At 74.9% G+C, this 21,614-nt stretch carries 19 protein-coding genes; 5 read left to right on the top strand and 14 right to left on the bottom strand.

Translation table 11 applies throughout. From position 1 onward, the window contains the following. Positions 1-11: 11 nt before the first annotated feature. From IE109_RS19680 to IE109_RS19640, 9 genes are all read right to left on the bottom strand, one after another. Positions 12-878 (bottom strand): GAF and ANTAR domain-containing protein, encoded by an 867-nt coding sequence (locus IE109_RS19680; RefSeq protein ID WP_189552243.1) that lies wholly within the window; start codon positions 876-878, stop codon positions 12-14. Positions 879-1,010: 132 nt separating this feature from the next. After that, positions 1,011-1,673, bottom strand: coding sequence for an ABC transporter ATP-binding protein (locus IE109_RS19675; RefSeq protein ID WP_189552242.1), 663 nt, complete (start codon positions 1,671-1,673; stop codon positions 1,011-1,013). Continuing rightward, positions 1,666-2,583 carry an ABC transporter ATP-binding protein gene (locus IE109_RS19670; protein WP_189552391.1) on the bottom strand — a complete coding sequence of 306 codons (918 nt, stop codon included), beginning with the start codon at positions 2,581-2,583 and terminating at the stop codon, positions 1,666-1,668. Before IE109_RS19670 ends, IE109_RS19675 begins: the two co-directional genes overlap by 8 nt. A gap of 41 nt (positions 2,584-2,624) precedes the next feature. Next, on the bottom strand, positions 2,625-3,491 hold the full coding sequence (locus IE109_RS19665) for an ABC transporter permease (RefSeq protein WP_189552241.1): 867 nt from the start codon (positions 3,489-3,491) through the stop codon (positions 2,625-2,627). Beyond that, complete coding sequence (locus IE109_RS19660) at positions 3,484-4,449, bottom strand: ABC transporter permease (protein WP_189552392.1); 966 nt, start codon at positions 4,447-4,449, stop codon at positions 3,484-3,486. The genes IE109_RS19665 and IE109_RS19660 overlap by 8 nt, the downstream gene beginning before the upstream one ends. A 38-nt stretch (positions 4,450-4,487) precedes the next feature. Beyond that, on the bottom strand, positions 4,488-6,161 hold the full coding sequence (locus tag IE109_RS19655; protein WP_189552240.1) for an ABC transporter substrate-binding protein: 1,674 nt from the start codon (positions 6,159-6,161) through the stop codon (positions 4,488-4,490). Between the two features lie 105 nt (positions 6,162-6,266). After that, positions 6,267-7,325, bottom strand: coding sequence for an acyl-CoA dehydrogenase family protein (locus IE109_RS19650; RefSeq protein ID WP_189552239.1), 1,059 nt, complete (start codon positions 7,323-7,325; stop codon positions 6,267-6,269). Next, on the bottom strand, positions 7,322-8,503 hold the full coding sequence (locus IE109_RS19645) for an acyl-CoA dehydrogenase family protein (protein WP_189552238.1): 1,182 nt from the start codon (positions 8,501-8,503) through the stop codon (positions 7,322-7,324). Before IE109_RS19645 ends, IE109_RS19650 begins: the two co-directional genes overlap by 4 nt. After that, positions 8,500-9,477 (bottom strand): NADPH:quinone oxidoreductase family protein, encoded by a 978-nt coding sequence (locus IE109_RS19640; RefSeq protein WP_189552237.1) that lies wholly within the window; start codon positions 9,475-9,477, stop codon positions 8,500-8,502. Before IE109_RS19640 ends, IE109_RS19645 begins: the two co-directional genes overlap by 4 nt. A 141-nt stretch (positions 9,478-9,618) precedes the next feature. On the opposite strand from IE109_RS19640, the gene IE109_RS19635 reads away from it, so the two are divergent. Continuing rightward, entirely contained in the window at positions 9,619-9,876 is a 258-nt protein-coding gene (locus IE109_RS19635; protein WP_189552419.1) for a hypothetical protein, read from the top strand. Here the strand turns inward: IE109_RS19635 and IE109_RS19630 are convergent. Next, positions 9,866-10,609 (bottom strand): PIG-L deacetylase family protein, encoded by a 744-nt coding sequence (locus tag IE109_RS19630; protein ID WP_189552236.1) that lies wholly within the window; start codon positions 10,607-10,609, stop codon positions 9,866-9,868. The two genes, IE109_RS19635 and IE109_RS19630, sit on opposite strands and share 11 nt — an antisense overlap. A gap of 125 nt (positions 10,610-10,734) precedes the next feature. Further along, on the bottom strand, positions 10,735-11,703 hold the full coding sequence (locus IE109_RS19625) for a glycoside hydrolase family 5 protein (protein ID WP_229891267.1): 969 nt from the start codon (positions 11,701-11,703) through the stop codon (positions 10,735-10,737). 98 nt (positions 11,704-11,801) lie between these two features. Between IE109_RS19625 and IE109_RS19620 the strand changes: the two genes are divergently transcribed. Beyond that, complete coding sequence (locus IE109_RS19620) at positions 11,802-12,773, top strand: acetylxylan esterase (RefSeq protein ID WP_189552235.1); 972 nt, start codon at positions 11,802-11,804, stop codon at positions 12,771-12,773. Positions 12,774-12,890: 117 nt separating this feature from the next. Next, the gene (locus tag IE109_RS19615) at positions 12,891-13,487 is read left to right on the top strand and encodes a Type-2Aa cytolytic delta-endotoxin (RefSeq protein ID WP_189552234.1); all 597 of its coding nucleotides are present in this window, start codon (positions 12,891-12,893) and stop codon (positions 13,485-13,487) included. A gap of 126 nt (positions 13,488-13,613) precedes the next feature. On the opposite strand, the gene IE109_RS19610 is transcribed toward IE109_RS19615, so the two are convergent. Both IE109_RS19610 and IE109_RS19605 read right to left on the bottom strand, forming a co-directional pair. Further along, positions 13,614-14,957 carry a UDP-glucose dehydrogenase family protein gene (locus IE109_RS19610; RefSeq protein ID WP_189552233.1) on the bottom strand — a complete coding sequence of 448 codons (1,344 nt, stop codon included), beginning with the start codon at positions 14,955-14,957 and terminating at the stop codon, positions 13,614-13,616. A gap of 175 nt (positions 14,958-15,132) precedes the next feature. Continuing rightward, entirely contained in the window at positions 15,133-15,681 is a 549-nt protein-coding gene (locus IE109_RS19605) for a DUF2165 domain-containing protein (protein ID WP_189552232.1), read from the bottom strand. A gap of 100 nt (positions 15,682-15,781) precedes the next feature. Here IE109_RS19605 and IE109_RS19600 point away from each other — a divergent pair, with 100 nt between their 5' ends. Both IE109_RS19600 and IE109_RS19595 read left to right on the top strand, forming a co-directional pair. Beyond that, a complete protein-coding gene (locus tag IE109_RS19600; RefSeq protein WP_189552231.1) occupies positions 15,782-17,386 on the top strand; it encodes an FAD-binding oxidoreductase in 1,605 nt (534 codons plus the stop codon). Positions 17,387-17,564: 178 nt separating this feature from the next. Continuing rightward, positions 17,565-18,359 (top strand): VOC family protein, encoded by a 795-nt coding sequence (locus IE109_RS19595; RefSeq protein ID WP_189552230.1) that lies wholly within the window; start codon positions 17,565-17,567, stop codon positions 18,357-18,359. Between the two features lie 227 nt (positions 18,360-18,586). Here the strand turns inward: IE109_RS19595 and IE109_RS19590 are convergent, their stop codons facing one another. Next, positions 18,587-21,421 carry a helix-turn-helix transcriptional regulator gene (locus IE109_RS19590; protein WP_229891266.1) on the bottom strand — a complete coding sequence of 945 codons (2,835 nt, stop codon included), beginning with the start codon at positions 21,419-21,421 and terminating at the stop codon, positions 18,587-18,589. Between the last annotated feature and the right edge of the window lie 193 nt (positions 21,422-21,614).

The raw sequence follows: 21,614 nt of genomic DNA, 5'->3' as shown, positions 1-21,614 counted from the left end.
GCGGGGGCGGGTCAGCGCCGGCGGGAGGGTCGCGCCTCGGGGTGGCGGGCGGCGGCGTGGAGGTGTTCCAGCGCGTCGAGGACGACCGTGCGGTCGTACCAGGCCAGCCAGCGGCCCACCTCGCGGCCCGTCTGCTCCAGGGCCTTGAGCTGGGCGCCGTGGAGGTCGCCGATGGGCCGTTCGAAGTGGGCGGAGACCATGCCCACGCAGCGGCCTCCGGCGACCAGGGGCACGCTGTGGCAGGAACGGCTGCCCGCCTCCAGGATCGCCCGGCGGGCGTCCTCGGTGAACAGCGGGTCGGCCGCCACGTCCCGTACGGTCACCTGCGCCACGTCCTTCGCCGCCTGGGCGCAGGAGGTCCCGTCCTTGCCGACGAACCCGAAGAAGTCCACGAAGTCGTCGCTGAGCCCGGCGTGCTTCTCGATCCACAGCCCGTCGGTGGCTTGGTCGGCAATCTGCACGTTGCCCATGTGCGTGGCGGTGACCGCCAGCGTGTGCGACAGGACCGCGCCCAGGACGGCGCCGCGATGGGCGTGCGAGGCGTCGTCGATGGCCAGCGACTCCAGCGCGGGGGCCGGGTGCCGGACCCGGCCGGGGAACCAGACGCCGGCCCCCTCGTCGGGCCGTTCCAGGCGGACGACCGCGTGGGCGAGGGTGCGCAGCCGCACGTTGTGACGCTGTGAGGCGAACTGGAGCAGCGCGAAGGCCGCTTCGGCGTCGGGCAGCCGGTACCGCTCCCTGAGGATGCCCTGCGCCTCCGCGATCAGGGGGCGGTTACGGGCCTGGGCGCGGAGGTGACGGATCTGCTCGCGCAGCCGCGCCGGCTCGTCGCGCGGGTCTTCCGTGCCCCACGCGCCGGGCTTGAACGTCTCGGTCATATGGTCGCGCCTGCCCCCGGCCGTGCGGGCCACACCCGGCGCCACCCCGTGGTGGCGCCGCCCCGGGGGCTTGTGGGGACGGCCACCGGGGCGTGCCGTACGGGGGTCCCGGAGCAGGCGGACCGGGGACCGTCAGGGTGTGCGAACGCGGTCGGCCCACTCCTCCGTCCGGTCGCACCAGCGCTCCAGCAGGACGCGGTCATGGCCGACGACGAGCAGCCCGGCACCCCGCTCGCGGCGGTACGCCTCGACCACGGCGACCAGGGCCGCGGTCGTCGAGGCGTCGAGCATCGCGGTCATCTCGTCGCAGACCAGCCAGCGCGGGCGCAGCACCAGGGCGCGGGCCAGGCAGGCGCGCTGGAGCTGCCCGTCGCTGACCTCGTGGGGGCGGCGGCCCAGCAGGTCGTCGGTGAGGCCGACCGCCGCGGCCAGTTCCGCGACCCGGCCGGCGGCCAGGTCGCCGCGGCCGGTGGCCCGCAGGGGTTCGGCGATCAGGTCGCGCAGCCGCAGCCGCGGGTCGGCGGACGTCCTCGGCTGCTGGAACACGACACCGATGGCGGTGCGCAGTTCCCGTGGGGCGCGGTGGCGCCAGCGGCGTACCTCCGTGCCGTCCACGACGACCCGGCCGGCGTCGGGCCGGTGCAGCAGGGCGGCGACCCGGGCGAGGGTCGACTTGCCGCAGCCGCTGGGGCCGAGCAGCCCGACGGCCTCGCCGGGGGCGATGGTCAGCGAGGCGCCGTGGAAGACGGGGGCGCGGGGGTCGTACCCGGCGGTGATGGCGTGGAGTTCAAGCACGGACCGGCTCCTCGCTGTGGTGCTCCTCGCCGCTGTGGTGGCACGCGACGCCGCCGGCCATGCGCGGCACCGCCCGGCAGGCGTCGTCGGCCCGGTGGCAGCGCGCGGCGAAGGCGCAGCCGTCGGGCAGGGCGCTCAGCTCGGGGGGCATGCCCGGGATCGGGGTGAAGTCCCGCTCCGGCAGGGCGGCGAGCAGACCGCGGGCGTAGGGGTGCCGCGGGCCCGGGTCGCCGAAGAAGCGGCCGGCGTCGGAGAGCTCGACGATCCGTCCCGCGTACATCACGGCGACCCGGTCGGCGACGCGCCGGGCGGCGGCCAGGTCGTGGGTGATCAGCAGGAGGGCCCGGCCGTCGTCGGCGTGGCGGCGCAGTTCGTCGACGGTGCGGTCGACGAGGTCACGGTCGAGGCCGGTGGTCGGTTCGTCGGCGAGCAGGAGCGGGGCGTCGCCGATGAGCGCGAGGGCGGTGGCGGCGCGCTGAGCCTGGCCGCCGGACAGCTCGTGCGGGTAGTGGTCGAGCAGGCCGGGCGGGAAGGCGGCGCGTTCCGCCGCCTCGGCCACCGCCGCGCGCAGCTCCCGCCGGGGCGTGCCGGTGAGTGCGCGCAGCGTCTCCTCCAGGTGGGCGCGCACGGTGCGTACGGGGGTGAGGTGGGCGGCCGGGGACTGCGGGACCAGGCCGACGCGGCGGCCGCGCACCGTCCGGGCGAGGGTGCGCTCGTCGGCGGCGAGAAGGTCGGTGCCGTCGATCACCGCCGTGCCGGCGGTGAGGGCGTTGCCGGGCAGGAGGCCGAGCAGCGCGGAGGCGAGGACGGACTTGCCGCAGCCGCTCTCGCCGACGAGCGCCAGGCACTCCCCCGCCGCGAGGTCGAAGCTCGCGGCGTCGACGGCGGCGACGTGGCGGCCGCCGCGCATGCGGAAGCGTACCGAGAGGTCCCTGACGGACAGGACGGGCGTCACAGCATGAGCTCCGATCGGCGGCGCGGGTTGATCCGTTCCCGCCAGGCGCCGGCGAGGCCCGCGACGGCGAGCGTCGGGACGATCAGGAAGAGGCCCGGGAAGAGCGTCGGCCACCAGTCGCCGGCGAGCAGCGAGCCGCGTGCGGTCTGCACCAGGTTGCCCAGGCTGGCCTGGTGGGCCGGGAGCCCGAGGCCGAGGAAGGAGAGCGCCGACTCGTGCCACATGGCGTGCGGCACCATGAGGACCGCCGCCAGGCCGGCCTGCGGCAGCACCGCGGGGAGCAGGTGGCGGACCGTGACCCGCCACCGGGACGCGCCGCCGGAGATCGCCGCGTCGACGTAGGGGCGGGAGCGCAGCGACAGCACTTCGGAGCGGACGATCCGGGCGGTGGACAGCCAGTGCGTAAGTGCCACGGACACGATGACCGGCCATACGCCCGGACGGAACATCGCCACGACGAAGATGCCGAGCAGCAGGTGCGGTACGGACGAGAAGGTGTCGACGAGCCGCATCACGAGCCGGTCGGTCCAGCCGCCGAACGCGGCGGCGGCCGCGCCCACGGCCGTGCCGATGACGGTGGCGACGAGGGCCGCGACGACACCCACGAGGAGCGAGACGCGCAGCCCGTAGACGCAGCGCAGCAGCAGGTCGCGGCCGACGTCGTCGGTGCCGAAGGGGTGCTCGAAGGACGGGGGCCGCAGCTTCAGCGCCAGGTCGACGGCCTGCTGGTCGAGCCGGACCAGTGGCGGTACGAGCAGCACGGCCAGGACGACGGCGCCGGTGATGACGGCGGAGACGGTCACCCGCACGGTGCGGGTGGAGCGGCGGGTGCGCCCGTGGGAGCGCCAGACGACGTCAGCCATCGAAGCCCACCCTCGGGTCGGCGAGTCCGTACAGCAGGTCGGACAGGAGGTTGCCGAGCAGCACCGCCGCCGTGGCGAGCACGGTGAGCGCGGCGAGCAGGGGGAAGTCGACGGAGGTGGCGGCCTGTACGGTCGCGGCCGCGATGCCGGGCCAGCTGAAGACGGACTCGACGAGCAGGGCGCCCGTGATCAGCTCGGGTACGCGCGAGCCGATGAGCGTGAGCATGGGCAGCATGCCGGAGCGCAGGGCGTGCCCGAGGAGGACGGTGCGTTCGTTCAGGCCACGCGCGCGTGCGCCGCGTACGGGGTCCTCGTCGAGGGCGTCGGCGACGCCCTGGCGGACGTACAGGAAGAACCAGGGCAACTGCGAGACGCCGAGCACGAGCGCGGGCAGGACCAGGTGGGAGGCCACCTGGCCGGGGGTGACCGTCTCGCTGGCGGTGTCGGTGAGCCCGCCGGCCGGGAGGACGTCCAGCTCCAGGGCGAAGAACCAGATGGCGAGGAGCCCGAGCCAGAAGGCGGGGGCGGCTTCCAGGGTGTACGCGGCGGAGCCGGCGCACCGGTCGAGCCACCCGCCCGGGCGGCGGGCGGCCAGGACGCCCAGCGCGGTGCCGAGCAGGATCGCGACGGCGAAGGCGGCGGCGGCCAGGAGGGCCGACCAGCCGACGCGTTCGCCGATGACGTCGGCGACGGGCTGGCGCATGACGCCGGAGTTGCCGAGGTCGCCGGTGAGGGCGGAGGTGAGCCAGTTCCACCAGCGGGTCACGAGGGGCTGGTCGACGCCGAGGTTGGCGCGCAGCTGGTCGAGGTTCTCCTGGGAGGCGGTGAGTCCGGCGGTGCCGGCGTACGCCTTGACGGGGTCGAACGGCGAGGCGGCGGCGACGGCGAAGACCGCGAAGGTCACCAGGAGGAGGACGGGGACGGCGAGCAGGGCGCGCCGCCCCGCCATCCGGGCCATCGCCGCCCAGGGAAGGCGCCGGCCGGTGTGCTTGACGGTCACTTCTCCGCGCCCTCGGTGCCCTTGGTGCTGCTGGTGCCCTTGGTGCCGTCAGTGTCCTTGGTGTTCTGCGTGCCCTTGGTGCTCTTGGGGATCCAGTTCTCGACGTTCCACCAGGGGCCGGAGGCGAGGCCGTGGTCGTGCGGCTCGACCTGGGTGGACATGCCGTCCCACGCGTCGTTCACCACGTACAGGTGGTCGATGTGGGTCAGGAAGGTGTAGCCGGGGTTCTTGACCAGTTCGCGCTGGACGGTGTCGTAGGCGGCCTTGCGGGCGGCCTTGTCGTCGGTCCTGCGGCCCTCGTCGAGGGCCTTGTCGACGGCGGGGTTGTCGTACCACCCCATGTTGTTGAACCCGTCGCCGCCGAGGGAGGACTTGAGGAGCAGGTACTGGTCGAAGTCGGGGTCTCCCGGCGAGCCGCCGCCGGCGAGGACGGCGTCGTGCTTCATCCGGGGCTCGATGACCTCCCAGGTGCCGGCCTGGGTCCTGATGTCGATGCCGGCCTTCTTGGCGTCGGAGGCGTAGGCGAGGGCGTGCTCCTGGCGGAGCTTGTCGCCGGAGAGGTACCAGAGCGGGAAGGCGGCGCGGACGCCGTCCTTGACACGGATGCCGTCGGGGCCGGGCTTCCAGCCGGCGCCGTCGAGGATCTTCTCGGCCGCGGCGAGGTCGTGGGCGCGCTCGGTGCCCCGGGTGAACCACTCGCTGTCGGTGGGCACCGGGCCGTAGGCGGGCTTCCCGGCGCCTTCGAGGATCCGGTCGACCATGGCCCGGCGGTCGACGGCGACGTCGAGGGCGCGGCGGACCGCGGTGTCGCCGGTGACCGGGTTGTGGGTGGGGAGGGTCACCAGGCGGTAGTCGTAGCTCGTGGCCTCGAAGGTCCTTCTGGCGCGGTCCCCCTTGAAGCCCTTGGCGAGGTTGGGGGGCAGGATCGCACCGTCGAGGTCGCCGGAGCGCAGGCGGGTGGCGCGGACGTCGTCGTCCTTGATGATCGCCATGGTGAACTTCTTCACCTTGGGCGCGCCGCCCCAGTAGCCGGGGTTGGCCTTGAAGGCGATCTTCTCGCCCCTGGACCAGTCGGTGAGGACGTACGGTCCGGTGCCGATGGGCCGCGTGGTGAAGGGGCCGCTGTTGACGTCCTGCTTCCCCGCCACGTGCTCGGGCGCGATGCCGAGGACGGTGCGCTCGGCGAAGGGCGCGTAGGGGTACTTGAGGGTGAAGACGACGGTGTCGTCGCCGGCGGCCCGCACGTCCTTGAGGGCCTCCAGCTCGGTCTTGGAGGCGTTGTTCGTCCTCTTGTCGAGGATGGTGCGGTAGGTGAAGACGACGTCCTTGGCCGTGAAGGGCTTGCCGTCGCTGAACTTCACGCCCTTGCGAAGCCGGTACGTGTACGTCAGGCCGTCGGGGCTCACCCGCGGCAGCTCGACGGCGAGGGCGGGCTTCAGCCTCATGTCGCCGTCGAAGGCGAGCAGCCCGTCGAAGATCTTGGAGTTGCCGTCCTTGCCGTACCCGAGGAGCGGGCTGAGCGACTCGGGCTCGTACGCGATGCCGACGACCGCGCTGTCCCCGGCGGAGCAGGTCGTGGTGGCCACGGGATTCGAGCAGGCCGCCGCGGTGATGGCCAGGGTGGTGGCCAGCGTGGCGGCGGCCATGCCGCGTATGGATCGGGCGGACATGGTTCCACACCCCTCGGTCGAACTGGTGAAGATCAGCTGCTGTTGCGAACGGTTCGCATTAAACAGCATGTAGAGGGGTGGGCGCCTCTTGCGGTCCTTACCCGATCAGGCCGGAGCGGGGAGATCGACCAGGTCGGCGAGGGCGCGCTTGTGCTGCCCCGCCGAGCCGAGGGCGATCTGGTCCGACTTCGCCCGCTTCAGATAGAGGTGGGCCGGGTGTTCCCAGGTCATGCCGATCCCGCCGTGCAGCTGGACGCACTCCTCGGCCGCGTGCACCGCGACGCGCGAGCAGTACACCTGCGCGACGGCCACGGCCAGCGGCGCCTCGGGGCTGCCGGTGGCGAGCGCGTCGGCCGCGTTCCGCGCGGCGGCGCGGGCGTTGACCACCTCCAGCCAGAGCTGTGCCATCCGGTGCTTGAGCGACTGGAACGAGCCGACCGGCCGGTTGAACTGATGGCGCTCGCGGGTGTGCCGGACCGTCTCCTCCAGGCACCACTCGGCCACCCCCAGCTGCTCGGAGGCGAGCAGTCCGGCACCGGCGAGCAGGCCCCGGCGCACCGCCGCGCGGGCGGTGCCGGCGTCGGCGAGCCGGGTTCCGCCGCCGTCGGCGGTCACGGCGGCGAGCGGGCGGGTCAGGTCCAGCGGGGTCTGCGGCACGATCGTCGCGTCGGCGGCGTCGACCGCGTACAGCCCGTCGGGGCGCACCACGAGCAGGACGTCGGCGCGGGCGGCGTCGGCGACGCCGGTGACCGTGGCCGTGGCCGTGGGATCGTGGCCGGGCCCGGCGGAGAGCGGGACGGCGAGCACCGCGACCTTGCGCCCGCCGGCCAGCTCACCGGCCAGCTCGCCCACCCCGGCCGCCAGCAGCGTCTCGGTCGCGACGACGGAGCTGGTGAGGTACGGGACCGGCGTCACCGCGCGGCCGAGCTCCTCCAGCACGACGGCGGCCTCCCGGTGTGACGCGCCCTGGCCGCCGAGCTTCTCGGGCACGAGGAGACCGGCGGCGCCCATGTCGGCTGCGAGTGCCTGCCAGAGCGCGGCGTCGTGGGCGCCGGTGTCCTCGACGCGGCCGGTCAGCCCGGCCGGGGCGGCGCGGTCGGCCAGCAGGGACCGTACGGCGGCGCGCAGGTCACCCTCGGCCTCGGAATACAGCAGGTCGGTCATCGCGCCAGGTCCTTCCATGCGACGTCCTTGTCGTTGCGCGGCTCGGAGGGCAGTCCGAGGACGCGCTCCGCGACGATGTTCAGGAGCACTTCGCTCGTACCGCCCTCGATGGAGTTGCCCTTGGAGCGCAGGTAGCGGTAGCCGGCGTCGCGGCCGGTGAAGTCGACGTGCTCGGGGCGGCGCATCGTCCAGTCCCCGTAGAGCAGACCCTCCTCGCCGAGGAGCTCCACCTCCAGGCCGCTGATCGCCTGGTTGAGGCGGGCGAAGGCGAGCTTCATGCCGCTGCCCTCGGGGCCGGGCTGGCCCGCCACGAGCTGCTGGCGCAGCCGCTCACCGGTCAGCCGGGCGACCTCGGCGTCCACCCACAGGTCCAGCAGGCGCTGGTGGAGGTCGTGACTGCGCAGCTCGGGGCGTTCGCGCCAGGTACGCGAGACCGGCCCGATCATGCCGCCCTCGCGCGGGATGCGGGCGCCGCCGATGGCGACGCGCTCGTTGTTCAGCGTGGTCTGGGCGACCTTCCAGCCGTCGCCGACCTCGCCGAGGCGATGGGCGTCGGGGATCCGTACGTCGGTGAGGAAGACCTCGTTGAACTCCGCCTCGCCGGTGATCTGGCGCAGCGGCCGGACCTCCACGCCGGGGTCGGTCATGTCGCACAGGAAGTACGTGATGCCCCGGTGTTTGGGGAGGTCGGGGTCGGTGCGGGCGATGAGGATGGCCCAGCGGGCGACGTGCGCGCTGGACGTCCAGACCTTCTGGCCGTTGACGACCCAGGTGTCCCCCTCCCGGACGGCGCGGGTGCCGAGCGCGGCGAGGTCGGAGCCGGCGCCGGGCTCGCTGAACAACTGGCACCACACCTCCTCCCCCACCCACAGGGGCCGCAGGAACCGCCGCTTCTGCTCCTCGGTGCCGTACGCGAGGATCGTCGGGGCCGCCATGCCGAGGCCGATGCCGATGCGGCGCGGGTCGTTGTCCGGGGCGCCGGCCTCGGCGAGCGCGGTGTCCACGACGCCCTGGAGGGAGCGCGGCGCGTCGAGGCCGCCGAGGCCCTCGGGGTAGTGGACCCAGGCCAGGCCGGCGTCGAAGCGGGCCTTGAGGAAGTCGGTCCGGCCGGTGGTGGCGGGCGGGTGCGCGGCCAGCAGATCCCGAGTCCGGCGGAGCAGTTCGGTGGCGTCGGTCATCGTGCGGTTCCTTCCGTGGCGGCCGGGAGGACGACGAGCCGGCCCGTCGTCGTGCCGTCGGCGACCCGCTGCACGGCGGCCGCCGCGTCCTCGAAGGCGACCCGGTCGCTGATCAGCGGCTTGATCAGGCCCTTGGCCGCGTACCCGGTGAGGGTGTCGTGGCAGCGGCGGACCGCCCCGGGGTCCTTCCGGTCGTACAGGCCCCAGTGCAGGCCCATGATCGAGTAGTTCTTGACCAGCGCGTGGTTGAGGGCGGGCGCCGGGATGTCGCCGCTCGCGAATCCGACGACCACGATCCGGCCCTCGAAGGCCACGCACTTGGCGGACTTGGCGTACGCGTCGCCGCCGACCGGGTCGTAGACCACGTCGGCTCCCCGGCCGCCGGTGAACTCCTTGACGGCCGCGACGATGTCGTCCGCGTGCCGGTCGATCACGGCGTCGCAGCCGAGGGCACGCGCGACGGCGGCCTTCTCGGCGCCGCCGACGACCCCGACGACCTTCGCCCCGGCGGCCCTGCCGAGCTGGACGGCCGCGCTGCCGACGCCGCCCGCCGCCGCGTGGACGAGGAGCGTCTCGCCCTCCTGGAGGGCCGCCCGGCGGTGCAGCCCGAACCACCCGGTCTGATAGCCGATGTGCAGGGCGGCGGCCTCGGCGTCGTCGAGCGCGTCGGGCGCGGGCAGGACCGCGGCCTCGTCGGCGACGACGTACTCGGCGAGCCCGCCGTACGGCAGGGACGGCGTGGCGATCACACGCCGGCCGTCCTCGGTCTCGCCGCAGATCTCCACCCCGGGCGTGAACGGCAGCGGCGGCCGTACCTGGTAGTGGCCCCGGCAGAGCAGCGCGTCGGGGAAGTTGATGTTCGCCGCCCGGACCTTCAGCAGGACCTGCCCGTCACCGGGCGTGGGCCGGTCCGCCTCTTCGCGCCGCATCACCTCGCCCGGCTCGCCGTTCCGGTGTACACGCCATGCCTGCATCGAGGGCCTCCACAAGGTGTCGGGCAGTACCGCGCTGGGTCGCACTCGCCGCATACTAAGCGGTCGCTTGCCCGAAGGGGAACAGTCCCGCGACATCCAGGAACCCGCAGTGCCCCCCGAGGGCGACGCGCCCCCGGTCAGGTGGACGAGGCCGCGCCGCGCGACCGGCTGCCGACCGAGCACGCGGTGCTGGTGCGGGAGTGCGGCGACAAGTTGGGCAGCTCCAGCCGGTTCCTGCGGCTGGTCGTGCGGCCCCCGCACGTCGTGGGGCAGCTGGCGCGGGTGCTGTACGGCGCCCGTGCGGCCCGGGTCCGCCGCGCCGGCGGGGGGCCCATGGCGATGGCCAGGGGGTACACCTCCTCCGGCACGGCGGCCGTCGGCCGGCTGGTCAGCGGCTGAACACCTCGAACGCCACGGCGGGCCGCCCGCCGAACCTCGGCGCCGCGGCCTGGGCGTTGGCGGTGAGGAAGGTACGGCAGTACTCCTCCGGGTCCTGGTCGGTGAGCACCTCGATATAGGCGCGGTGTTCCAGCAACGACCTCACGGCGCGCTCCATGCCGGGCGTCGCGTCGACGGCGTGCGTCGGTGAGGACGACCCCGCGACGGCCACCCAGCGGACTCCGTCCCAGGGTTCGAGGCCCTGCTCGGCCAGCTCGGGGAAGATCCAGCGGTTCCCGGCGTCACCGGCCGCGTCGAGGGTCGCCCGGCCGACGGCGACGTGGTCGGGGGTGTTCCAGGCCACTCCCCCCCAGGTGTCCCGGTGGTTGAGCGTGATGACGAGCTCGGGCCGGTGGCGCCGGATGGCGGCGGCGATGTCACGGCGCAGCGCGGGGCCGTACTCGACGACGCCGTCCCGGTGGTCGAGGAACTCCACCTCCGACACTCCGACCACCGCCGCACTGGCCCGCTGCTCCCGCTCGCGCAACGGCCCGCAGGTGGCCGGGTCGATGGTGTCGATGCCCGCCTCGCCGCGCGTCGCGAGGACGTAGACCACCTCGCGGCCGCCGTCCGTCCACGCCGCGACGGCCGCGGAACACCCGTACTCCAGGTCGTCGGGGTGAGCCACCACGGCGAGAGCGCGCCGCCAGTCGTCGGGCATCGGCCGGAGCTGCTCGTTCGGTTGATCGGTCATGGCGGCAGAATACGGCGGCGCTCGTCACCGCCGTGGCCGTCACCGGTCGGCCTGCCGTGCCGCAGCCACCGACGAGCAGGGCCCCGCCCGCCGGGACCGCGGGCGGGCGGGGCGGACGGGTGGGGTCAGGGGGTGGAGAGGCCGTGACCCGACCTGATCCGGTCACGGATCCACACGCCGGCCGGCTTCAGCGGGCCGGTGCCGGTCCAGGGGCCGTCGTCGGCGCAGGTGCCGGTGGCGAAGACGGCGCCCGAGCGGTGGTCGTCGGAGAAGTTCCAGTTGACCCAGCTGATCCCCTTCCGCGCCATGAGGTCGAGGTAGCGCTGCGCCATCGTGAAGTCGTTCGCGCCCTCGCCCGCGTGGTCCTGGGTGCCGAACTCGGTCACGAAGACCGGGAGCCGGTCAGCCGCCCGGGAGAGTGTGGCGAGGTATTCCTCGCGGTGCGAGGCGGCGTAGAAGTGGAAGGTGTACATGATGTTGGACGCGCGCACCGGGGCGTTGACGACCTCGGTCTCGTCGGAGCCCTCCGAGACCCCGAACGACGACCACGCGCGCGTGCCGACCAGGATGGGGGTGCGCGGGTCCTGGGCGCGGATGACCGGGATCAGCTCCTCCGCGTAGCTCCTGATCCGGGACCAGCCGACGCCGCTGGGCTCGTTGGCGATCTCGTACAGCAGATTGCTCTTGCCGGCGTGCCGCTGGGCGATCTCGGAGAAGAAGGTCTTGGCGCGGCTCAGGTTGTGGTGGGGGTCGCCCGGGCTGAGCATGTGCCAGTCGACGATGGCGTACAGGCCGCGGGCGGTGGCCTGTTCGACGACGGAGTGCACCAGGTCGGTGCAGCCGCGCGGGTCGGTCTCGTAGCCGCCTTCCTGGACGTACATCGAGACGCGCAGGACGTCCGCCCTCCAGTCGGTGGCCAGGGCGTCCAGCGAGGCGTCGGTGACGCAGCGGCGGTACCACTGCAGGCCGTGCGTGGACATGCCGCGCAACTGGACCGGTGTACCGTGCCGGTCGCACAGCCTGGTGCCGCAGACCTTGAGCCTGCCGTGGCGGGCGACCGGTGTGGCGGCGGTGGGGGTGGGTGGGGTGTTCACCGTTCCATGATCCGCCCCGGGGCGGCGGACGCCCTTGGAGGGCCCGAGGGGGCCGGTTAGCGTGTGATCACCCAGTCCGACGATCACGGTGGTGACCCATGCCGCACTTCGACCTGCCCCTCGACCGGCTCCGTACGTATCGCAGCGCGTCCCGGGAGCCGGAGGATTTCGACGCCTTCTGGACCAGGACGCTCGACGAGGCCCGCTCCCACGAACTCGCCGCGCGCTTCGAGCCGGTGGACACCGCGCTCTCGACGGTGGACGTGTACGACGTCACCTTCGCCGGCTTCGGCGGCCACCCCGTCAAGGGCTGGTTCGTCCTGCCCGCCGGCACCCGGGAGCCGCTGCCGGTCGTCGTCGAGTTCGTGGGCTACGGAGGCGGGCGCGGCCTCCCGCACACGCATCTGCTCTGGGCGTCGGCCGGGTTCGCGCACTTCGTGATGGACACCCGTGGCCAGGGCAGCGGCTGGGCCGGCGGCGACACGCCCGATCCCGCGGGCAGCGGGCCCGCGTACCCGGGGTTCATGACGCGCGGCGTGGAGGACCCGGACGAGTACTACTACCGGCGGCTGTTCACCGACGCCGTACGCGCCGTGGAGGCCGCCCGGTCGCACCCGCTGACCGACGCCTCGCGCACCGCCGCCGTGGGCGTCAGCCAGGGCGGCGGCATAGCCCTGGCCGTCGGCGGCCTCGTGCCCGGCCTGGCGGCCGTCGCGCCGGACGTCCCGTTCCTGTGCGACTTCCCGAGGGCGACGACCCTCACCGACCGCGCCCCGTACCGGGAGATCGCCTCCTACCTCAAGACGCACCGGGGCCGCTCCGAGCGGGTCGCGCGGACCCTCGCGTACTTCGACGGCGTGCACTTCGCGGCGCGCGGCTCGGCGCCCGCGCTGTTCTCCACCGCCCTGGAGGACCTGACCTGCCCGCCCTCGACGGTGTTCGCGGCGTTCAACGCGTACGCCCACGAGGACAAGGCGATCGAGGTCTACGACTTCAACGACCACGAGGGCGGCGAGGCGTTCCAGCAGGCGGTACAGCTGCGCTGGCTGCCGCGCCGGCTGACGGCCTGACACCTCGGGGGCCGGGGCCGGGGACGGCGCGGAAGTGGACACCCGTGCGAAGGCCGCCCGGGGGAACGGCATACTGACCGACCGGGCGCGATCACTTCCGACACGCTAGGAGCAACCATGGTTGACCGGATCGCCACCGACGGGACGACCTTCAGGCCGGTCTTCGAGGTGGGATCGTCCTTCATGGAGCCGGCACGGGACATCGAGACCCGATTCCAGCACGCGATCGCCCCGGCGACGGTGGACTTCGACTTCGGCGAGATCAGCAGGGCGGCGAGCGCCATCCCGGACAGCTCGACCGTGAAGATCGTCCGCGGCTGGGGACTCCAGGAGACGGCACCCGTCAGCGTGATGGTCCTCTCCCTCCAGGAGGCCGTGCGCCAGGCCCTGCCGCGGCCGTTCGCCAGCCCCGCCTTCTGGGAGAGGACCGGACGGGCGCTCACCGACGCCTTCGTGGGTCTGTACGACCACAGCGGTACCCACCTCTCCTTCTACCGGGAGGAACCGGAGAGCACGAGCTACTACTACAACCTGCTGTTCGCCCTCCAGGACGAGGAGACCGGTGACCACCTGTACGCCGTGGCCTTCTGCGCCAACGTGACCGTCGCCCTGGGCCCGGACGCGGTGCGGGCGCTGACGGCCGAGGACACCGCCCCGTACGCGATCCGCGTCAACGCGATCACCGTGCGGCGCACCGCGCCCTCCGCCGGCTGACCTCGGGACCGGGCCGTCCGGTGCGGTCCGGCCTGGACCGTCCGGTGCGGTCCGGCACCCGGTCCGGGCCGCGCCCGACGCGGGGTACGCGGGGTGCGGCCGACGCGCCGGACGGGCCGCCCGCGGCTACGCGCTCGGCGCGGGGCGCGGCGCCCCGGCGGGGGCATCGGCGCGGTCCGGGAGCCGGTTGCCGACGCCCCGGTACGTGAGCGGCAGGCCGGCCAGCCGCTCGGGCAGCAGGCAGTTCTTCCCGTCCACGACCACCGCGGGCGGCGCCATCCTGGCGGCCAGCAGCGACCAGTCGGCCTCGATGGTCTCCGGCCACTCCGTGAGGACGACCGCCGCCCGGGCACCCTGAACGGCCGCGCTCAGGTCGGCGCACGGACGGGCGCCGGGGAAGAGCCGCCGCAGTCGCTCCGGCTCCACGGCCGGGTCCCAGACCCGGACGCCGCGCGCCTCGGCGACCAGTCGGGGGACGAGGACGCGGCTGGGCGCGGCCCGCATGTCGTCGCTCCAGGGCTCGTAGCGGGCGCCGAGGACGGCGATCTCGCAGTCGGCCAGCTGCTCGCCCAGTTCCTCGCGCAGGACGTCGCGCACCAGCCCCGGCTGGGCGCGGTTGACGGCGATGGTCGCGTCGAGCAGGGGCGTCTCCACGCCCCGGCCGGCCGCCCAGTGCGCCAGCGCGGCGGTGTCCTTGGGGAGACACGAGTCCCCGAAGCCCAGGCCGGGCTGGAGGAAGGCGTGACCGATCCGCGGATCGAGGCCCACGCCCTGCATCACCTTGTCGATGTCGAGGTCCGGAGCGGCGCACAGCCGCGCGACCTCGTTCGCGAAGCTGATCTTCATGGCCAGGAAGGTGTTGCCTGCGTATTTGATCATCTCGGCGGTGTCGGGGGTGGTGACCACCCAGGGGCACGTCAGCTCCCCGTACAGCCGGCGCAGCACCGGCAGCGCGCCGGGCGACCACAGTCCCACGACCGTCCGGGACGGCGAGGTCCAGTCGTCCAGGGCACTGCCCTGGTTGAGGAACTCGGGGTTGTAGGCGTAGCGGTCCCGCAGTTGCGGATGCGCCTGGAGGAGCCGGGCGCTGCTGCCGGGCGGCACGGTCGACTTCAGCACCACGGTCGGCGGCGGCAGCAGGGCCGCCACCTCCGTGAGGGCCGCCACCACCTGCGACAGGTCCGCCGCCCCCGCCTCGCCGGGCGGTGTGCCCACCGTGATCAGGACGACGTCGAAGGGCTGCCTGAGGTGCGTGTGGGCGAGGTCGGCCGCGAAGGCCAGCCGGCCGGTCTCCCTGGCCAGCGTCAGTTCCTCCTGGAGTCCCGGCTCCGACACCGGCGCGCGGCCCGCCTCCAGGGCGGCCAGCCGGGCCGGTTCGCGCTCGATGCCCGTCACGTGATGCCCCTGCCGGGCGAGGACGACCGCCCCGGTGACTCCGACATAGCCCTGACCAACGATGGCGACCCGCACGTGGACTCTCCCGACACCGGCGATACCCAGCAGGACCTGCTGCCGCTCCGTACGCGGAAACGCCAGCTTGCAGCCGCCCGTACGACCGGGCCACCGGTCCCGGCCGGACGGGTGACGGCGTCCGTGCCGAGCGCCCGCCCGGGAACGCCCGGCGAGGGGGCGCCCGGGTCCGGCGTCAGTCCGCCTGCCGCGCCCCGGCCGGCAGGTGCACCACGACCAGGGCGAAGCCCGCCAGCACGACGTAACGCAGCGCGGAGTCCAGGCCGTTCCAGTCCGAGGACTGCCACATCGCGAACCACTCGCCCCCGATGCCGAAGAAGCCCGCGCCGAACAGCAGCAGGACCATCACCAGGCCCACACTGCTCGCCCGGCGCGCGCGGTCGAGGGTGTTCCGCCGCAGCCCCACCGCCCAGAGCCAGGTGGCGAACACCAGGACGGCCGCGCTGAGCACCTCCCAGACGATGATGGCGAGGTACGCCGCGTTCTGCAGGGCGGGTGAGGTGATCGCCCGCCACATCAGCTGCGGGTCCTTGAACGTGGTGTCCATGGCCAGCACGTGCTGGACGAACTGCTGATTGGTGCCGAAGTCGGTGATGTTGCCGAAGGCCACCAGGACCATCGACAGCGCGACCGTCCCCGTCAGGACGGCCGCCGCGACGGGCGAAGTGCCCAGCCGCGTGAACCGGTCCCGGGGCGCCGCGGTGCGTTCGGTGCCGCCTGCCATGTCAATCCCCCTTGTACGCGCGGTTGTCGGACGCAACCTCGAGCCGTTTCCTCTCATCATCCTCTCTGCGAAGGACGGACACGGCAGTGGGGGACGGACTATGGAGCGGACGACGGCACAGGGCGGCGCCACCGAGGCGGAGACGGGCGGCGGGCCGAGCCGCCGACGTCTCCTGGGGGCCGGCGCCGCGGCCGCGGTGTCCGGGGCGTTCCTCGCCGGGACGGCGGGCGGCGCCGCCCGATCGGCCACCGCGGCGCCCAAGGCGCCGGGCGCGCCCCGGGCGGCGGACTGGGCGGCCCTGGCCAAGGAGCTCGACGGGACGCTGGTGCGGCCGGGCGACCGCGACTACGACGCTGCCCGGACGCTGTTCAACCCCCGGTTCGACGCCGTGCGTCCGGCCGGGATCGCCTACTGCGCCCGGCCCGAGGACGTCCGCGGCTGCCTGGCGTTCGCCCGCCGGACGGGAGTGCCGGTGGCGGTGCGCAGCGGCGGGCACGCGTACACGGGCTGGTCGTCGGGGCCCGGCCTGATCGTCGACGTGCAGCGGATGGCGTCCGTCTCCCTGACGGGCGGCACCGCGACGATCGGCGCGGGTGCCAAACTCATCGACGTCTACGACCGGCTGACCGCCCGGGGCCGGACGGTGCCGGCCGGGTCCTGCCCGACCGTGGGCGTCTCCGGGCTGGTGCTCGGCGGCGGGATCGGTGTGGTCAGCCGCGCCTACGGCGTCTCCAGCGACAGCCTGACGGGTGCCACGATCGTCACCGCGGACGGCCGGGTCCGGGACGTGGACGCCAAGCGCGACCCCGACCTGTTCTGGGCGCTGCGCGGCGGTGGCAACGCCCAGTTCGGGGTGGTCACCGAGCTGCGGATGCGTACCCACGCCGCGCCCGAGTGCACCACGTTCTTCCTCCGCTGGCCCTGGGCGCGCGCCGCCGCCGTGGTACGGGAGTGGCAGCGCTGGGCCCCTGCCGCCCCGGACGGGATCTGGGCGAATCTGCACCTGGCGGCCCCGGCGGGCGGGCGCCCCGGCTCGGTCCGGGTCGGCGGCCTGGCGCTCACCGGCCGGAGGGACCTGGAGAACCGGCTCGACCGGCTGGCCGGCGCCATCGGGGCGGCGCCCGCGTCGGAGTCGATCCGCACGCGCCCGTTCATGGACGCGATGAAGGTGATGGGCGGGGTGTCCGGCTGGAGCATCGCGCAGGCCCACCAGAAGGGTTCGCTCCCCGGACGCACCCCCCAGGGCCGGGTGGCCCGCGAGTCGTACGCCGCGCGTTCCGACTTCTACACGCGTCCCGTTCCGGCCGCCGGCGTCAAGGCGCTGATCGCCCGCGTCGAACAGCTGGCACGGCTCAGCGGCGGCGGGGCGGGCAGCGTCGCGCTGGACGCCATGGGCGGCGCGGTGAACCGGGTACGGGCGGGTGACACGGCGTTCGTCCACCGCGACGCGCTCTTCCTGGCCCAGTACATCGTCTCCTGGCCCGACCGCGCCCCGGCGGCGACGGTGGCCCGGCACCGGGCATGGCTGGACGCGACGTACGACGTGATGCGCCCGTGGGCGAGCGGCCGGGCGTATCAGAACTACGCGGACCCGGCGCTGCGGGACTGGCGTCGCGCCTACTACGGGACGAACATCGACCGGCTGGTGAAGGTGAAGGCGGCGTACGACCCGGGGCGGCTGTTCCGCCACCCGCACGGCTTCTGAGGCCCCCGGTCCCGCGCCCCGTGGACCGGGTCGGCGGCGCCGCGCCCGAGGAGCGGCCCGCGGGGCCCCGGTGCGTCGTCTCACCGGTTCGTCGCTCCCGGAGGGCGGATGTCAGTGGGGGGTGTCAGGCTGCTGCCGTACGCGATTTCCGTGACGTCCGCGAAACGAGGCACGCGCCGTGATCACCACTGACTTCGCCCCCGGCTCCCCCTGCTGGATCGACCTCGGCGCGCCCGACGTCCCGGCGGCGGCCGACTTCTACGGCTCGGTGTTCGGCTGGGACTTCGAGCGGTTCAGCCCGGAGGAGGACGACTACGGCACCCTCAGACAGGACGGCAAGGTGGTCGCCGGCCTCGGCAAGCTGACCGAGGAAGGGGCCCGTTCGGCGTGGATGATCTACTTCAGCACGCCCGACGCCGACGCCACCACCGAGGCCGTGCGGCGGGCGGGGGGTACGGTGCGGGTCGCCCCGATGGACGCCGGCGGCGAGGGCCGGATGGCCCAGTACACCGACCCGCAGGGCGGCCAGTTCGCGGTCTGGCAGCCCGGGTCGACGAAGGGCGTGGAAGCGGTGGACGGCCCGGGCAGCCTCGGCTGGACGGAGCTGTACACGACGGACCTGGCCGCCGCCAAGGAGTTCTACGGCGCCCTGTTCGGCTGGCAGACCCAGGATCTGGACCTGCCGGGCGGCGGCGGGACGTACTCCCTGATCACCCCGTCCGGCCTGCCGCCGGAGCGGATGCACGGCGGTCTCATGCAGCTCCCGGCCGACGCGCTCACCCTCACCGGCGGCCGCCCCTACTGGCACCCCGTGTTCGGCTCCGCCGACTGCGACGCGACGGTCGCCAGGGTCAGGGAGAAGGGCGGCACCGTACAGATGGGCCCCGAGGACGCGCCGGACGTCGGCCGTCTCGCCGTCTGCGTCGACCCGGCCGGTGCGGACTTCGTGGTCCTCACGCCCGTGTCGGCCTGAGCCCGGGACCGGCCGGCCGACCGCCGCACCGCCCGGTGCCCCGGGCGGTGATCCCCGGGCGCCCTCGGGGCGGGTGGCCGGCCGGTGCGGGACGGGGCGGGACGGGGCGGGGCGGCCGAGCAGGGCGCGCGTCGTCCGGTGCGCGGCGGGGCGGCGCGCCACGCCGCGTGGTGGGCGGCCGGTGTCGCGCGGGAACCCGGCGGTAGCGGTGCGGGCGGGTGCGGCGGTCATCCGGCCGTGACGGTCTCCTCCCGCGCCACCAGCCGGGACAGTTCGACGCGGGAACGGACCCCGAGGAGCGCGAAGACGTTGCGCAGGTGGTGGTCGACGGTACGGGGGCTGATGGAGAGCCGCAGCGCCACCTCGCGGTTGGTCGCCCCCTCGGCGACGCACCGGGCGATGCGCAACTGCTGGGGAGTCAGCCCGGCCAGCGGAGCGGCCGTCTCCCGCGCCGCCGTCCCGCCGGTCGCCCGCAGTTCGGCCCGGGTCTGCTCGGCCCACACGGTGGCGCCGGAACGCTCGAAGGCGTACAGCGCGTCCTTGAGCCGGCCCCGCGCCTCCCGGGGCCTTCGCCGGCGCCGCAGCCACTTGCCGTAGAGCAGCAGCGTGCGGGCCCGCTCGAAGTCGCCGCCCGCCCGTTCGTGCCCGGTGAGCGCGTACGCGTACAGCGCCTCCGCCTCCGACGGCGGGGCCAGCAGCGCGCGGCAGCGGGCCAGTTGCGCGGGGGCCTGCGGATCGGCGCCCCGGGACGCCCAGTCGGCGAACTCCTCCACCGCGGTGCCGGCGTCGTCGCGGCCCTCCCCCGCGAGAACGGCGGCCTCCACGAAGCAGGGCGCCATGAGCATCCGCACGGCGAAGTGACCGTGGCGATGCCCCGGCCGCACCAGCGGGCCCAGCCGGGCGGCGGCGTCCAGAGCCATGCCGCGGCCCAGGTCGGCCCGGGCGCGGGCCCATTCGGCGAGGGACGCGGCCTGGACGAGACCGTGCGGGCCGGCGATCGCCAGGGCCTCGTCGGCGTGGGCGGTGAGCGCGGCGCGGTCGCCCTCGATCGAGGCCACCAGGGCGAGGACGGCGTGGTGGTGCGCCACGACGTTGCGCTGGCCCGACCGGTGGGCGGTGCGCAGCCCCTCCTCGGCGTGGGCGCGGGCGCGGGGGTGCCGCCCGGTGCGCAGCTCGGCGTAGGCGAGGTGTTCGAGGGCCTGCGGCACGAGGGTGGCGATGTCGCGCGCCCGTGCCGCCGCCAGCGCCCGCGCGTTGACGCGGCACGCGGCGGCGATGTCCCCGACGACCAGGGCCGCCGCCCCGGCGCGCAGCAGCCGCACCGGGTCGTCGTCGCCCCCGGCGCGGTCGAGCACCCGGCGCAGGGGGCCGCGCGCCTGCCCGAACCGGCCCCTCAGGGCGGCCAGCATCCCGGCCCGGAAGTCGTCGTCGTCCGGGGCGGGGCCGGCCGGCTTCCGGTCGAGGGCGGCCAGGCAGGAGGCGATGTCCCCCGCGGCCCACGCCGCCTCCATGGCGCCGAACCTGGCTCCCCGGGCGCCCTCGGGGTCGTACGGGTCGAGCAGCGCGGCGGCCAGCAGCAGCGCCTCGTGCGCGTCGCCCACGGGTCCGTCCCGCAGGGCGAGGGCCCCCCGCACGAGTTCGGCGCGGCCGCGCACCGCGTCGTGTCCGGCCGCCGCCTCCCGGGCCGCGGCCAGCAGTTGACCGGCCCGGCGGGGGCGGCCGCCCAGCCGGGCGTACTCGGCGGCGGCCGTCAGCCGGGCGGCGCGGGAGCGGGGCTCGGCGGTGAGGTCGGCCGCCCGCGCCAGCGCCAGGGACCGCTGGAGGGGCTCCGCGCGGACGCCGGGGTCGCTCGCGGCGGCGGCCAGCCCGTCGGCGAGCCCCGCGTCGGTGCCGTCGGCGGCCAGGGCGCGGTGCGTGAGGTGGGCCAGCCGGTCGCGTTCGCCGTCGAGCGCGGCGGCGAGCCGCGCGTGCGCCGCGCGCAGCCGGGCCGGCGGGGCACCGCGGCGCACGGCCCGGCGCACCAGCGGGTCGTCGAACCGGACGCGGTCGCCCGCCGCGCGCGCCACCCCGGCACGCTCGGCGGCGTCCAGCGCGTCGGGGTCGAGGCCGGCGGCGTGGGCGGCGCGCAGCACCGGGGCCGCCTCGGCGCCGCAGCCGTCCGGGTGGTACTCGTGGGCGGCGGCCATCAGCAACAGCAGCTCACACGTGGTGGAGGGCAGTTCCGCCAGCCGGCCGCCCACGACGCGCGCGAGGGCCGGTCCGTCCGCGAGCGGCCGGGGCAGCGGGGCGTGCCCGGAGAGCTGCGCCGTCGACAGCCGGCCGGCGAGGGCGGTCAGGAGCGCCGGGTTCCCCTCGGCCTCGCGGAGCAGTTCGCCGCGTACCAGGGGGTCGACGGCGCCGAGGGTGAGGTCGTCCAGCAGTGCGCCCGCCGCCTGCCCCGTGAGCGGGGCGAGGTGGAGGACGGGCAGTCCGGCGAAGTCGGGGGCCCCGGCCGTGTGCGCGGCCACCGACAGCAGCAGTCCGACGGCGGGCACCGAGTCGACGCGCCGTGCGGCGAAGCCCAGGGCGGCGCGTGAGCGCGGGTCCCACAGGTGCGCGTCGTCGACGCAGACGAGCAGGGGCCGGTGGTGGCCGGTGTGCCCGGAGTCGCCGGTGCGGCCGGTGTGCCGCAGCAGGTCCAGGAGTCCGGTGGGCGGCAGGCCGGTGCCGAGGAGGCCGCCGGGCGCGGTGCCGGTGTACGTACCGGTGCCGGTATCCGTACCGACGGCGGGGCGCAGGACTCGGGCGGCGAGGGCGGGGGCGCTGCTCAGCAGCGCGTGCAGGCCGCTGTGGGGGAGGTGGCGCTCGGCGGGCGCGGCGCGGGTGTGCAGGACGGTTCCGGCGGTGAAGTCGCGTACCGCCCGGTCCAGGAGGGCGGTCCGGCCGCGTCCCGGCTCGCCGGCGACGAGCAGCACGCCCGACAGGCCGGCCGACAGGCGTTCCGACAGGGCGGCCACGGCGTCCAGTTCGGCGTCGCGGCCATGGAGTCGCAGCGAGGTCCCGGCGGTCGTCTTCGTGGTCACGCCGATCACGTTACTTGCGCGTAACGAGTGCCGGAAGCCTTGCGTCCACCCGAGCCGTAGGGCTCCGGCGACCGCCGCGAGCTGGGGAAACCACATGCCGGAGGGCGTCCGGCTGGGCACGTTCCCAAGGGTTGCGGGGCAACTCTGTGCGTGAGCACAACGCGGCCCGGTGGCGGCCACGCCCAGAGGGTCG

This window comes from Streptomyces lavendofoliae, from assembly GCF_014649735.1.
In the GTDB taxonomy this organism is placed as follows: Bacteria; Actinomycetota; Actinomycetes; order Streptomycetales; family Streptomycetaceae; genus Streptomyces; species Streptomyces lavendofoliae.
The sequence above is the reverse complement of the archived record's forward strand: the minus strand, read 5'-3'. Positions and strand labels throughout refer to the sequence as shown.